The sequence below is a fragment of the Simiduia sp. genome (assembly GCF_058345725.1).
Genome location: NZ_JBTUOC010000003.1, coordinates 47,310 through 60,460, shown reverse-complemented (window position 1 = coordinate 60,460; position 13,151 = coordinate 47,310). Strand labels below are relative to the sequence as shown.

Genomic DNA, 13,151 nt, shown 5'->3' with positions numbered 1-13,151 from the left:
CAGCAAATTTCCGCGCTGATCGACGATAGTTACATCTTCAATTTTAAGCTCGGGAATGCTCGAGGCCACCAGATTGGCCATGGCTTTGACTTGTTCGGTTTTAATTGCGCGGCCTGGAAATAGCTCGACAAATACAGAGGCCGTGGGTTTGCGAGCGTCGCGAATGAACACCGACGCCTTAGGAATGGCTAAATGCACGCGCGCCGAGCGCACGGCGTTGATGCTGGTAATGGTGCGCGCCAACTCCCCTTCCAGGCTGCGGTGGTAGCGGGTGCCTTCCATGAACTGGCTGGTGCCCAGCGGTGTTTCCTTGTCCAGTAACTCAAAACCCACCGACTGATCGCCGGGTATCCCCGCCTCGGCCAACTTTAAACGCGCTTTGTGTATCTGGTCGGCGGAAACCAACAGGGCGCCGGTGCCGCCGTCCACCTTAAAGGCGATGTCGTTGTGCTCGAGAATCTGAGTGACTTCGCTACTATCTAAACGATCCAGGCTACCATATAGCGGGCGATAATCTTCACCTTGGCTCCAGAGCACCACTGCAAAACCAATGGCAACGCTGGCGGCCAGCCCCACCATTAGCCCCGCCTGACGCACCAAGTTCAGATTATTAAATCCCTCCACTAAATCATTGGCGGGTTTATCTCTGCCGGAAGACAGGTCGTCGTCCATATCTGCAGTTGTTGCTGCCATTTAGCCTGCCCCCGCGTTAAACTGGCATGTTCATAACGTCGCGATAAGCATCGACTAGCTTATTGCGCACTTGAACCATCGCTTGAAACGACACGCTGGATTTTTGCGAGGCAATCATGACATCGGTGATATCCACACCGGGCGTGCCTGCCTCGTATGCCTTGGCAACCGCGCTCGACTGCTGCTGCAAATCGTTGACTTTATTAATCGCCTGAGTGAATAACTGACCAAACTCCGCATTGGCAGGCGCAGGGCCGCCTAGCGGTGTGCCCGGCTTTATGGTTTCCGCTATTTTATCCAGCTCACGGGTTGCCGGCGGCATGGCCTGCTGCTTAATGGCCCGCATTTCCACCAACAACCGATTGATATCCACTCTATCTACCATTTTGTGCCCCGACAGATTTTTGACCTTTTTAGCGGTCCGCGACTGTTTACGGGATTACTGCACAAAACAGGCCAAAAATTGCCGGCGGCGAATATTTGCCTCAATTAAAACTCAGAGCTACTGAATCGCGGCTGTGGCAAATAAGCTTGTCAAAATTAATTGTAAAAAGGCCCAAAACCGATTTTGTGTGGGTAGACAGGTGTGTCGTAAAATTGGCGGTTGAATGGCGCGATCTTGCCCGCGAATAGCAGCGTCAGCAAATAACTTGGCCGGAGATGAAAAATGGGATGGCGCCCGCACTCGCGAGCGTTCCAACATGGCGACAGTTGTCAGTGATTGGGCGCGGAAAGCGCCACACTCAGTGCAAGACTGTCGCCAGCCAGTGCGGTTATCGCAGAGGATTCGATTAAAGTTTGAAATCCAGATCCAGTTCGCGCAGTTCACGCTTGAGGCGCATTTCCTCAAGGCGTTCTTCCAGGCGGCGACGTGGATCAATGGTATTCACAGACACCCGAGTATCGACTTCATCGTCGCTTTGGTCGGCGGCATAAATATCATCCGCGTCGTCGAAACCTACACTTAATTCAATACCAGACATAAGTTACCCCACCGTATGAAATAAAATCTGGTTATCAAAGCGCCTGAAAAGTCCTGTTTTTTCAGGCCATTGGTTATAAGCAAGGCAGCTATGGCCGGACGCCATGCCTGCCCTTGCGTTGGGCGGAAAATATACCGGACGGTGGAACCGGTCAATAGTTAATTTGCTTAAAGGGTATGGGCCTTCCAGGCGGCATCCACATCCAGTCCGTCTTCTTTCAGGCGCGCCACCTTATACCTCAGTGTGCGGGCGCTGATGCCCAGCTTTGCAGCGGTTTCCTTGCGGCTGCCGTGGGACTTTTTCAAGGTATCCACTATGACCTGAAACTCTCGGCGCTTAAGGTCATCGCCCAACAATCCATCGGAGACCAGTGGCTGGGCCACTTGCGTCGGTGCTGTCTCTGGCTGAATCACCGGCGAGCCTAGGCCAAACTCCAAACCCAAGTCCTGCGGCTCAATACAGGGACCCGGCTGCAGTATCAGCGCGCGCTGCATGACATTGTCCAGCTCGCGCACATTCCCAGGCCAGTCGTACTGGGTCAGGGTGGTACAGGCAGCGGGGCTCAAAGCCACGCCTTTGCGGCCCTGGCGCTGGGCGTGGCGCGCCAACAGGCTTTGCGCCAAAGGGCAAATATCGTCGCGGCGCTGGCGCAGCGGCTGCCACTGGAGCGGCAACACACTCAACCGGTAATAGAGATCCTCCCGGAAGCGGCCGTTACTCACCTCGTAGCGCATACCCCGGTTAGAGGTCGCGATCACTCGGACATCCAGTTTGATCAATTTTCGGCCACCCAGGCGCTCGACTTCGCGCTCTTGCAACACCCGCAACAATTTGGCCTGCAACCCCAGTGCCATTTCGGAAATTTCGTCCAGTAACAAGGTGCCACCGTTGGCCTGTTCGAACTTGCCCGGGCTGCTGGCATGGGCACCGGTATAGGCCCCCTTCTCGTGGCCGAACAAAACCGCCTCGAGCATATTCTCTGGTATCGCCGCGCAATTAATGGCCACAAAGGGCTTATCCTTACGGGCCGAGTGGCTGTGAATATAGCGCGCAAGCACCTCTTTACCGGTGCCCGACTCGCCCAATATCAACACCGTGGAATCCGACTGAGCCACGCGATCAGCCAATTGCAACAACTGCCGGCTGGCCTCCGACACCGCCACCGGGGCATCCCCCACAGGTGCCTGCAAACCGGCATGGGTTTGCACCAGTTGCACCAGATCGCGCGATTCAAAGGGCTTAACTAGGTAGTCGACGGCGCCATTGCGCATGGCCTCTACGGAGTCGGCGATGCTGCCATAGGCGGTAACCAGTAGCACCGGTACCTGCGGAAAATGTTGACGCACATGGCGCAACAAATCGTGCCCCGATAAATTGCCCATATTGATATCCGACACTATCATCGAGACCGAATTTCCCGCCGCAAGATAGGCGATAGCAGCCTCGGCAGAGGCCACGGATTCGGTGCTAAAACCCGCAAAACACAGGGTGTCGGTAATAGCCTCCCGCAGCGCGGGATCATCTTCAACCACCAGAATCTGGCCTGCCGTTGCGCACGCCCCTGACGTAGTGATTGCCTGTACTGAACTCATGCGGTTTTCTCCAAGGGGGTGATCGCTGGGGAGGTTTCATAAATAGGCAGTAACAAGGTGGCGCGAGTGCCCTTGCCTGCCATCGAGCGAATAATAAATTTGCCGCCGTGCGCTTTTGCCACTTGCTGAACTACGGCCAAGCCCAAGCCGGTGCCCTGCGGCTTACTGGTGACAAAAATATCGCACACGGAATCCGCGATAGGCTCCGGCAAACCTGGGCCGTTGTCGCTGACACTGATCGCCAGCGCATTATTAACAAAGGTTTCCAGGGTAATTTTTAGCTCCAGGCCCTCTGGCTGCGCCTGGATAGCATTGTCCACCAGATTTTGGATCGCACCGATCAGCGCTTCTTGATTAATCTTCAGGGTCTTTTGCTCGTCGCTCACTATCCATTGGCAGACCACACCGGCCGCCTTCAAGGACCCCTCCAATGCTTCGCCCAAAGCGCCACGAAAACACCCTACTTGTGTCAAATCCGTGAGCGGTAATTCACCGCGCACAAAAAACAACATATCTTTTACTTGTCGCTCCATGTGCATTAACCGGCCGTGAATTTTACTGGCACAGCGCTCGGTATTGGCACGATGGCCCGCCGTTTGCGCGAGATGACTGCAATACAGCAGTGCCGCCGATAATGGGGTTCGAATTTGGTGGGCTAGCGCGGCCACCATCTTACCCATCGACGAAAGGCGTTCGTGGCGACTGAGCTGGGCTTGTAATTGGCGTGTTTGGGTTTGGTCGGTCAAAAGAATGATTTGGCCGTCGTCGTCGAGCGAGCGGGTTGAAATGGAATAGCGGCGACCGTCTAGCGTGGAAACTTCATGACCGTCGTCGGCCTTTGGGGCAAAGTTGCGCTCAATAATTTGGCGCCACTCGCAACCAATCAAGGGCTCCAACAGCATTTCTTTACTGGCGGGATTCGCCTGAGTCACCAACCCTTTGGCATCCAGCACAATGACTCCGCCAGGCAGCACGTTTAACAGGGTTTCCAGTCGGTTGGCCAGCTCTTCCTTTTTGGCCAATTCCTGATAACGCTGTGCGGAAACCGCCGAGAGCTCCTGATTAAGTTGCGTCACCCGACTTTGCAACGCATCGTAAGAGTCGGCCAGTTGCGCCGACATTTCATTGAATAGCTCAAAGGCGGACTTCAGACCCTCTGGGTCTGGCAACGCAGAATTATCACTCTGTGCACTGGCAAGTTGCCCCATCTCAAACCCTTTTAGTGTCAAAAAAACCACGAAAACTCATATGTAACAGGGTATTGCAAAGGCAGTGCCATAAATGCGCTGATTCTTAATCAGTCAATCAATCAGCCAGAAAATCGGTGCGGGATACAAAAAGGAGGCCGAATGGCCCCCTTGAGAATCTGGTGAAAACGCTAGATGCCGTTAACGGTTCAGCCCGTATTTGCGCATTTTTTCTACCAGCGTCGTGCGTCGAATGGTAAGCCGGTCGGCAGCGCGCGCGACCACACCGCCAGTGTCATCCAAGGCTTGCTGTATCAGGCTGCATTCGAGATGGGTCAAATACTCTTTTAGATCTATGCCATTGGCCGGAAGTAGCGGGTTCTCACCCACTTTAATGACCGCTTGTGTGCCCTGCTCTGCCAACATGTCAAACTCGGTTTGATCCTCCAGCTCGACATGCCGGTATTTTGGCGGCAAGTCCTGAGCGCCCACCACACTGCCCGGATGCATAATGGCCATGCGCTCCACCAGATTGGCCAACTCGCGCACATTGCCTTGCCACTCGTGCTTGGTGAGCGACAAGATCGCATTGGAATTGAATCTAACGCTGCCGCGCTTTTCTGCCTCCATACGTGACACCAGCTCCGAAATCAGCACGGGGATATCTTCGGCCCGCTCGCGCAATGCGGGCACTTCGATGGGAAATACGTTTAGTCGATAAAATAAATCCTCTCGAAAGCCGCCATTTTCTATCATGTGCTCCAAGTTCCGGTGGGTGGCGGCAATAATGCGCACATTGGTGGGCTGGGTTTTATTGCTGCCCACCCGCTCGAAGCATTTTTCCTGCAAAACCCGCAATATTTTCACTTGCATGTTCAGCGGCATATCGCCAATTTCGTCCAGAAATAAGGTGCCCCCCTCAGCCATTTCAAAACGACCGGCGCGCGAGCCAATAGCCCCGGTAAAGGCGCCTTTTTCGTGGCCAAACAATTCGCTCTCCAGCAGTTCTGCGGGAATTGCGCCGCAATTGACGGGTACAAAGGGCTTATCGCGGCGGTCTGAATGGTGGTGCAGGTTGCGCGCCACCACCTCTTTACCCGTACCAGACTCGCCGGTAATGAGCACAGTGACATCTTTGTCCGCCACCCGCGACATCATCTCGCGCATCCGCTCCATGGCTGGCGTAGCGCCCACCAGGCTGCGAAATAAGTGAGGGGTCCCCTTGACGCCGACACGGGCGTTACGGCTTAAGGTACTGCGAAAACGCTGGGCGCGGTGCAGCAAATCCAACAATTGGTTGTAGCTGGGTTGCTCGGGCACAACGCCGACAATCTTATGGCGTAAATAGGGGTTGGTATCCTCTGGTAACTCGGGCTCCTGCCCCACCAGAATGACCGGCAACCCCTGATCCCAGTTATGGACCCGTTGAAGCCTGGCGATCAAGGCGGGGTTATCCTTGTTTTCACCCAGAAATACGGCGCTGTAGCGATGGGCGGCATCGGCCAAGTCGGCTTCCTCTTCCCAATGACTGGTATCGACACTCAGGGCAGATTCGCCCATGAAGTCTAGGATGACCTTAAGGTCACGTCGGCGGTCGGCATTGTCGTCAACAACCAGAATTTTGATGGGTTCTAACAGCATGTGGATTTCCTAATGTACACCTAAGGATTACTGCAATCCGATGGCAAATATCACCGCGAAGGGTGCCCCAAATATTTTTTGGCCGTTGCGTTTTGTGACACCAGTCAATAAAACGCCTCGACAGATGAAGTAATAGTCAAAAGATTGCCACCGGTCAAATTGTTGGCGGTTTAACCTTGGAACAATTTCATCTAGATAATCAAAGTGTTAGTGGTGTTCAGTTCTAACATGGGGCAGGACGCCAAACTGAGGCCGTAGAATGGGCGCCAGCGCAGGCCCGTGTATGCCCGGAGGCGACGTAATTACTGGATAGCGTTGAGAAAGGGGTAGCTGCATTCCAGCGAAAATCGGGATAAAAAATGTACAAGGGGCCGGCTGATAGCCCTTGGCGGCGACGCCTTAAGTGTGAGGTTCGCTTTTTATTTGCGCCCAAGCATCGGCCAATGTTTCGAGCAGGCTAGTCACTTCATTTATTTTGGCTTCCGAAAACTCGCGCTGATTAATGACCAGCGTTTTCTGCATATACAAATAGAGATTTTGCAAGTTGTAGGGCAGCTCGGAATCCACATCAAAATTGAGCGAGGTGGCCAGGCCGCCCAAGCAGCCGATTGCCTTGGTCAACGCCTCCCTCCGAACCGTCAATTGATTGGCTTGATGCGCCACAAGGGCCGCCTTAAGCTGGGCGCGGGTGTGGCTAAATAGCAAAGAAATCAATTCGTGCGGGCTGGCACCGGCCACTTTGGACTCAAGCTGCATTTGTGCATACACTTTGCCGCCTTTGTGCGTTGCCATGGCAGTAACCTTTGGGTAGCCAGAAGACATGGTTATAGCGAATGGGTTTGGCGATGAAGCTCTGTACTCAACACCAAATCTTTATACAAATCAACAATAGCAGTCAGCTCAGATAAAAGTGTAGCGGGATCGCGATTGGGATCATCGCTGGCGTCGTCCAGCGCTTCCATTAAGGCCAGGTCTAAGTCGCGCAAATTTTTCCAATCTTGGGCCGCGAGAGCAGACTCAAGGGACTTACGCACACGGGCCAAGCGTAATTGCGAGTGGGGAACAAGTGCCATGCTACTACTCCTGAGGGGCTCATTGTCTTCCCCAGGTTATCGGCAGCTAGCGATGCAACTTAAGTACAAGTTTCACCACCAAGGCAGAAAGCGATAAGCACCGCCAGACAATTGTCGCGGCGCCCGATGTTGTTCGCGCGCGATCTGTGCGGTCTACGCCGCGCTAGTCTTGTTCAGGCGCAATTGCGTCCCATCCCCCTTTGATTTCAGACAGTAACTTTGCGGCTTCATCCAAGGCCGAAGCGTCTTTCTTCTTCGTCAACCTTGTCGAGACATAGTCGTACACTGCATCCAGATTGTTGGCGATTTCCCCGCCCTGCTCAAAGTCCAGACTGGCCCGCAGGCCATTGATGATCCCGACGGTTTTCAATACCAGTATGTCAAATTCCTGGGCCTTGCTTTCCGAGAGACACTGTTTTGCCTGACCGATGCGCTCCAGTGCGCCATCGAGCAACAAAGTGATTACGGTATGGGGTGATAGATCTTGGGGTGCAGCCGCCATTTGCTGGGCTGCCCGTGTAGCGGCTACTGTCATTGCACTATCCTCTAAAACGTCAAAAAATGATCAGCTACGATTGCTAATACATTTAATGCGAAGATAATGCCAACTTTACTTAAACGCAGTAAAGATTACCTAGCTAATGTGGAATCTGCGACGTCGGTCTAGGCTGCCGGCTGCCGGCGACCTATTTCTTTCCAGGCCGACGCCAATTCACCGAGCAGCTTGGCGGCCTCATCTAATTTTTCTGTAGAACCCTCTCGGTGCGCCGCCATGAGTAACCGCTGAATATAGTCGTACAAGGCATCGAGATTGCCAGCCAGCTCTACGCCTTGGGCGGGGTTTAAGGCATCGCGTAAGCCCATGACGATATTAATGGCATGAGACACCTTCGCACCGCGAATATCGATACGCCCCTGGTTAAGGGCGCCTTTAGCCTGCGCGATGCGCGATAAGGCGCCCTCGTATAGCAGCTCTATCAATCGGTGGGAGTCGGCCGCTTCTACGGAGGTTTCATTACCTACTTTGGTGTAGGCGCTGACACTGGTGCGAAAACTCATTGGTAACCCCTGGCTGATGTCTGAAGCACTGTATGTGCACTACCAGGTTATCGGCACAGCTGCCTTTCACTTTAATTACGTTTAGCAGTAAATGGCAGGTTGTCCAAAACACTTCCAAGGTAATCACGGGTAGAATTGAGCTGATCCACAATGGCTTCCATGGCAATAAATTGCGCTTGCAGCCTCGCTTGGTATGCCTCGCTGCGTCGATCCAGTTTTAACTGATCTTCATCGAGGGCATCAAGTCCTTCATTCAAACCTTTCTCACGGGTTTTTACTGGTCCCTGGCTGCTTAAGAAATCAGATACCAGACGATCCAGGCCGCTGCCGACACCACGCGAGAAATCTACCGTCGCACTGGTTGCCCCGGGCAATACTTTAAGTTTTAAACCATAGGCATTGGAGCCGATAGCCGGCAACAACACATCGCCCAAGCCAAACCCCTCTTCGCCGTTAATCGTACCGGCCACATTAGTACCGGCGGTGCCGGTAGCCACGGAAAAACCTAAATCGCCTGCATCGGCACCCACGGATGTGATCGACACCTGAGAACTAGAGCCAAAACTTGTGGAAGTAAATACAAAATGATCGGTGTCGTAACTGACATCCACCTTGGCGCCCGCCGCTGCCAGTGTTGCATCGCTGTTTATCAACAATTTTAGCGCGTCACCGAGCTCCGCACTGGTGTTATAAACCACACCGTCTGGCAGTGCTAGCGATGCCGACGCAATACCATTAACCTCAAAGGTAAAGCTGTAATCCTTACCGGTAGTGTCTATGGGAAAGCCGAGACTCGCACCGGCAATCAAACTGCCCTTAGACGGCTCAGTAGTGATGACCACGTCATAACTGCCAGCAACTGTGTCTTTGCCAAACCCCGTCACTTTGATTTTATCGGCACTGGAAGCCGTTTGCGGCGCAAAAACCTGTGAAATTTGTGAATAGTTATTGGCAAAGGCTGCCTTGAAGGCGGTTTCGTCGATCTTCATTGAGCCATCAAGTTCAGTGCGAATGCCCAAGTTAGTCAGTGCACTTAAGCCCGACTGCACACCCGCCACAGGCTCGGTGATCGTCTGGCGTATTTTGCTTTGCATCGACTTTGCCAACGCATCCCGGGACAAGCTACCGTATTCACCCGTTTCTTCGCTAAAGCCCGTTAATGGTTTGATGACCTGTAAAAACTCATTGTAAACATCTACAAAGTTGCGAATTGCATCTTCTGCCGTGAGCTTATCATCCAGAATGGATATATTGACCAGCTCACCGGGCGCGTCCTTTGCGATGGTGAAACTGAAGCCTTCGATCAAATCGGTAATCTCATTGGTTGTCCGCGTCACGGCCAAACCGTTCATGATTAAATTGGCGTCCTGTCCGGCCTGTTGCTGCGTGAGCTGCAGTGCGGTTTCGTTAAAGGTAAAGCGCGACAAACCACTCGCATCATTGTTAGTCGGGGTACCGCCGTCTTCGGCAGCCGCAATATGCAGCTGATTATTCTCTCCCGACTCCGCTTTCATCAAGAGGCGATAGCCGCTACCATCATTAACGATACTGGCCTGCACGCCCATGTTGGCGCCATTGATAGCATCGCGCAGCCCTTCCAGACTGTTATTGCTGTCATCGATGGTGATGGTTTTGGCCGTTTTTTCGGTATTGGCAGTGAATGTTGTGGGTGGCGCATCCCAGTCGCCAAAACTGAAGGTCAAGGTGCCTTTGCCAACGGCGTCGCTCACATTGGCAAACACCCCCGAGCTCAGGCTCTGGGAGCGCGCGATATTGGTGACTTCCAATGAAAATGTGCCGCTCTGGGCGCCCGCCTCAATGGCCGTAGGTATGACCACTTCGCTGTCGGGAAAGGACACCGACTTAGCGGTAAAAGTATCTGGATTTTTAAGTGTGCTCAACGCACCCTGCAATGTCGATAATGCACTTTTGAACAGGCCGTAATCAGAGAGTTTGGTCTCCAAGCCTTCGCGCTTGGAATCAATTTGCCCTTGCTTGGCGGATTTATCGATCGCAACTAATTGCTCAACCAGTTTTTTGGAGTCGATACCTGATCCTGCACCCAGCAAATTGGGAATATTCGAATCGATCATAGCTACCTCTGCATCAACTTGACTGTCTGGCTGAACATCTAAATGTGACAAAGGGTGCGCTAAGCACACCCCTGTCACCGCTCGGTTTACTTACCCCTGGGCATTGACTAAATGAAAGGGCTCTTGTTGAGCCTTCATTTTTCGTGCCAGGTCTAAGAAAACCTCTTCAGGTATCTGGCGAATAAGCTCGCCAGTATCTCGATCCACCACTTTAATGACTGTTTGATCGAGATCTTCATCGACCGCAAAGTGTAAATCGCGCTGAACTGATTGAATGTAGTCATTCATTTCGGCTACAGCATCTTGAATCGCCGTAGCATTCTGCACTTTTTGCGGCTTTTGCGGTTGCTCGGGTTGTTCCACCGGCAAAGGCTTGCCGGTTTCCCTGCTTGGTGCGCCAGCAGCCCCTTTTGATGAAGCAGACCCGGCAGCTATCGTCATAGCCGCTTGCGTTGCTCTAACTTCATTCATGGGTTCACCTCTCAGCTAAGGGCGAGTTACCCCGCCCGCTTCCAGTTATCCGTAACTGCGCCATTACTGGAGCAGTGACAGAACCTGCTGTGGTTGCGCGTTGGCCTGAGCCAGCATTGCCGTTGAGGCTTGCTGGAGTACCTGTGCGCGACTCAGCGCCGCAGTTTCAGCCGCAAAATCCGCATCCTGAATTCGCGACCGCGCAGCGGAAGTATTTTCAGAGGTATTTTGCAAGCTCGCTACCGCAAAGTCCAAGCGGTTATTCACCGCACCCAGATCGGCTCGAACACTGTTGATAGTGTCGATGGCGTTATCCAGGCCTTTAATTGCAGCTTGTGCACCAGCAGCCGTGGAGATATCCACATTTGCCACTGACTGTCCGTCTTTGGCGTTACCGTAAGTGCCGACTTTGAGACCAGAGTTAGTGATGTTAGCGGTGGTACCGCGCTCGACCACAATTTCTTTATCGGAAACCAGAGTGAACTCACCTGTAAAGGTTTGCGCACCAGACAGCACACCACCCTCTTCACCATTAGTAAAGTTGGTTACGATGTTACGGCCATCATCGGCAATTAAAATGACACCACCACCGTTGGCGGTACCGTTCTCACCGGTGTCTACGGCTCGTACACCCGTTTGAGCGGAAATCGCATTTACCGCATCTACCATCGCCTGACGGTTCAATGCTGCGTTAGCGGCACCTGCCGTCGAGGTGAAGCCAGTAATGGCAACGCCATTAATCGTGCCGCTTACCGCCGCACCAGCGAAAACCTGAACACCGGTGTTTGTGGCCACGTTTTCGCGCACTTCGGCGGTCACACCGGTCTTATCAGAAACCAGGTTGATTGCCGCGGCCTTGGAAATTGCACTCGCATCGTTGTTAGCACTCGACGCGGTGTCGTAAGAGGAGAGCGATGCACCAATAATCACACCGTTGATTTTGACGTCACCGGCGGCCATTGCGGTAGTCGAGTTATTCAGGTCACTGGAAACTTGAGACTGAACACCGCTGTAGGTCCCAACTGAGAAACCGGCATCTTCTGCATTACCCGTAGCTCCCTGACCGATAACGATATCTGTACCAGTAGTTGAGCGAAGCGATACAGCACCCGTGGTTACTTCTACCGTGCCATCAGCCTGACCAAAGGCAATACCAAAATTATCAGCGGCAGCAGCTGTGCCGGCTGAAACAGCGATATTTCTGCCATCTGCGGCAACCAACGTAATACCGCCGTTATCGGAACCGGTATCTACGGCAGTCACACCGGTAAGATCCGATTTTGAGTTAATCAGATTGACGGTTTCTGCACGCTTAGCCGCTAAATCATCTGTGGCCACCATATTTAGGGTGCCGAAGGAAACGCCGTTAATAGACAAGGTCGTACTGACGGCACCGACTGTCATTGCCGCGCCACCCAGGGTGGTTTGGCCAACAGTGGCTTCCACGCCAGTTAGATCTGTTTTTTCATTAATAGCTGCCGCTATTGACAACGCACTGGAGGTTTTGTTGTGTGATGACGCGGTATCATTGGCGCTTTTTGCTGCGTCAATAGCGACACCATTAATCGTTAAATCACCAGTTCCTAACCCATTCAAGTTAGTTGTTAAATCAGTTTGCGAGTAAGAACTCGCGCCCGCCGTTGCGGCAACACCGAGTGTTTGATTGCTGATAGCGGCAATATTTACACCAATAGTCTGATTGGACTCGGCGCCAATTTGCAGCAATACATTACCCAGCGAGCCGTCTAACAAAGACTGACCGTTAAACGAAGTGGTATCAGCGATACGCTGCACTTCAGATTTTAACTGTTGCACCTCGGCGTTTAGCGTACCGCGGTCGGCATCGGAGTAAATTCCGTTAGCAGACTGAATCGACAGCTCGCGCATACGCTGCAGCATGTTGGTAATTTCGTTTAAGCCACCTTCAGCGGTTTGAATCATGGAAACGCCGTCGTTCGCGTTTCGCACGGCCTGATCGAGGCCCCGAATTTGAGAAGTCATACGGTTGGCAATGGCAAGACCCGCCGCGTCATCGGCCGCCTTGTTAATACGCATACCGGACGAGAGGCGCTCCATGGCTTGCGACATGTCTGCACCGGACTTCACCAGTTGCCGCTGAGAATTCAGCGATTGTACGTTGGTGTTTATGACTAAGGGCATGATTGCCTCCTATCACGAGTTCCACATTAAGTAGGACCGGTTTGAACCAGCCTGATGAAAAGGCCCGAACAGGTCGAAGCGCTTCTGACTGGGTTATCGACAAGGATAGGAAAACCTTTAGCACAAAGCGGCAACATCTTGCCGCTTAGCGGTGTGGCGAGCATAACACTATGTTTTTGTTGCCATTTTTAGTCGGCTA

Annotated in this window: 13 protein-coding genes; all 13 read right to left on the bottom strand. The window is 52.9% G+C overall.

Annotated elements, in window-relative coordinates:
• Positions 1-693, bottom strand: a 693-nt coding sequence (gene fliF, locus ACW8F6_RS00650; RefSeq protein WP_491573897.1) for a flagellar basal-body MS-ring/collar protein FliF, incomplete at its 3' end; no start/stop codon positions are given.
• Between the two features lie 16 nt (positions 694-709).
• A complete protein-coding gene (gene fliE / locus ACW8F6_RS00645; RefSeq protein ID WP_491573896.1) occupies positions 710-1,078 on the bottom strand; it encodes a flagellar hook-basal body complex protein FliE in 369 nt (122 codons plus the stop codon).
• A 406-nt stretch (positions 1,079-1,484) separates the two neighbouring features.
• Entirely contained in the window at positions 1,485-1,676 is a 192-nt protein-coding gene (locus tag ACW8F6_RS00640; RefSeq protein WP_491573895.1) for a PA3496 family putative envelope integrity protein, read from the bottom strand.
• A gap of 167 nt (positions 1,677-1,843) precedes the next feature.
• Positions 1,844-3,268 carry a sigma-54-dependent transcriptional regulator gene (locus ACW8F6_RS00635; RefSeq protein ID WP_491573894.1) on the bottom strand — a complete coding sequence of 475 codons (1,425 nt, stop codon included), beginning with the start codon at positions 3,266-3,268 and terminating at the stop codon, positions 1,844-1,846.
• Positions 3,265-4,506, bottom strand: coding sequence for a sensor histidine kinase (locus ACW8F6_RS00630; RefSeq protein WP_491573893.1), 1,242 nt, complete (start codon positions 4,504-4,506; stop codon positions 3,265-3,267). The genes ACW8F6_RS00635 and ACW8F6_RS00630 overlap by 4 nt, the downstream gene beginning before the upstream one ends.
• A gap of 150 nt (positions 4,507-4,656) precedes the next feature.
• Complete coding sequence (locus ACW8F6_RS00625; protein ID WP_491573899.1) at positions 4,657-6,093, bottom strand: sigma-54 dependent transcriptional regulator; 1,437 nt, start codon at positions 6,091-6,093, stop codon at positions 4,657-4,659.
• 402 nt (positions 6,094-6,495) lie between these two features.
• Positions 6,496-6,888 (bottom strand): flagellar export chaperone FliS, encoded by a 393-nt coding sequence (gene fliS, locus ACW8F6_RS00620; RefSeq protein ID WP_491573892.1) that lies wholly within the window; start codon positions 6,886-6,888, stop codon positions 6,496-6,498.
• A 32-nt stretch (positions 6,889-6,920) separates the two neighbouring features.
• Entirely contained in the window at positions 6,921-7,169 is a 249-nt protein-coding gene (locus ACW8F6_RS00615) for a hypothetical protein (protein ID WP_491573891.1), read from the bottom strand.
• A 163-nt stretch (positions 7,170-7,332) separates the two neighbouring features.
• Complete coding sequence (gene fliS, locus ACW8F6_RS00610) at positions 7,333-7,704, bottom strand: flagellar export chaperone FliS (RefSeq protein WP_491573890.1); 372 nt, start codon at positions 7,702-7,704, stop codon at positions 7,333-7,335.
• A 128-nt stretch (positions 7,705-7,832) separates the two neighbouring features.
• Positions 7,833-8,228 (bottom strand): flagellar export chaperone FliS, encoded by a 396-nt coding sequence (fliS, locus tag ACW8F6_RS00605; protein ID WP_491573889.1) that lies wholly within the window; start codon positions 8,226-8,228, stop codon positions 7,833-7,835.
• A gap of 71 nt (positions 8,229-8,299) precedes the next feature.
• Positions 8,300-10,321 (bottom strand): flagellar filament capping protein FliD, encoded by a 2,022-nt coding sequence (gene fliD / locus ACW8F6_RS00600; RefSeq protein WP_491573888.1) that lies wholly within the window; start codon positions 10,319-10,321, stop codon positions 8,300-8,302.
• A 90-nt stretch (positions 10,322-10,411) separates the two neighbouring features.
• Entirely contained in the window at positions 10,412-10,792 is a 381-nt protein-coding gene (locus ACW8F6_RS00595) for a flagellar protein FlaG (protein ID WP_491573887.1), read from the bottom strand.
• Positions 10,793-10,855: 63 nt separating this feature from the next.
• Positions 10,856-12,952 (bottom strand): flagellin N-terminal helical domain-containing protein, encoded by a 2,097-nt coding sequence (locus tag ACW8F6_RS00590; RefSeq protein ID WP_491573886.1) that lies wholly within the window; start codon positions 12,950-12,952, stop codon positions 10,856-10,858.
• Positions 12,953-13,151 lie beyond the last annotated feature (199 nt).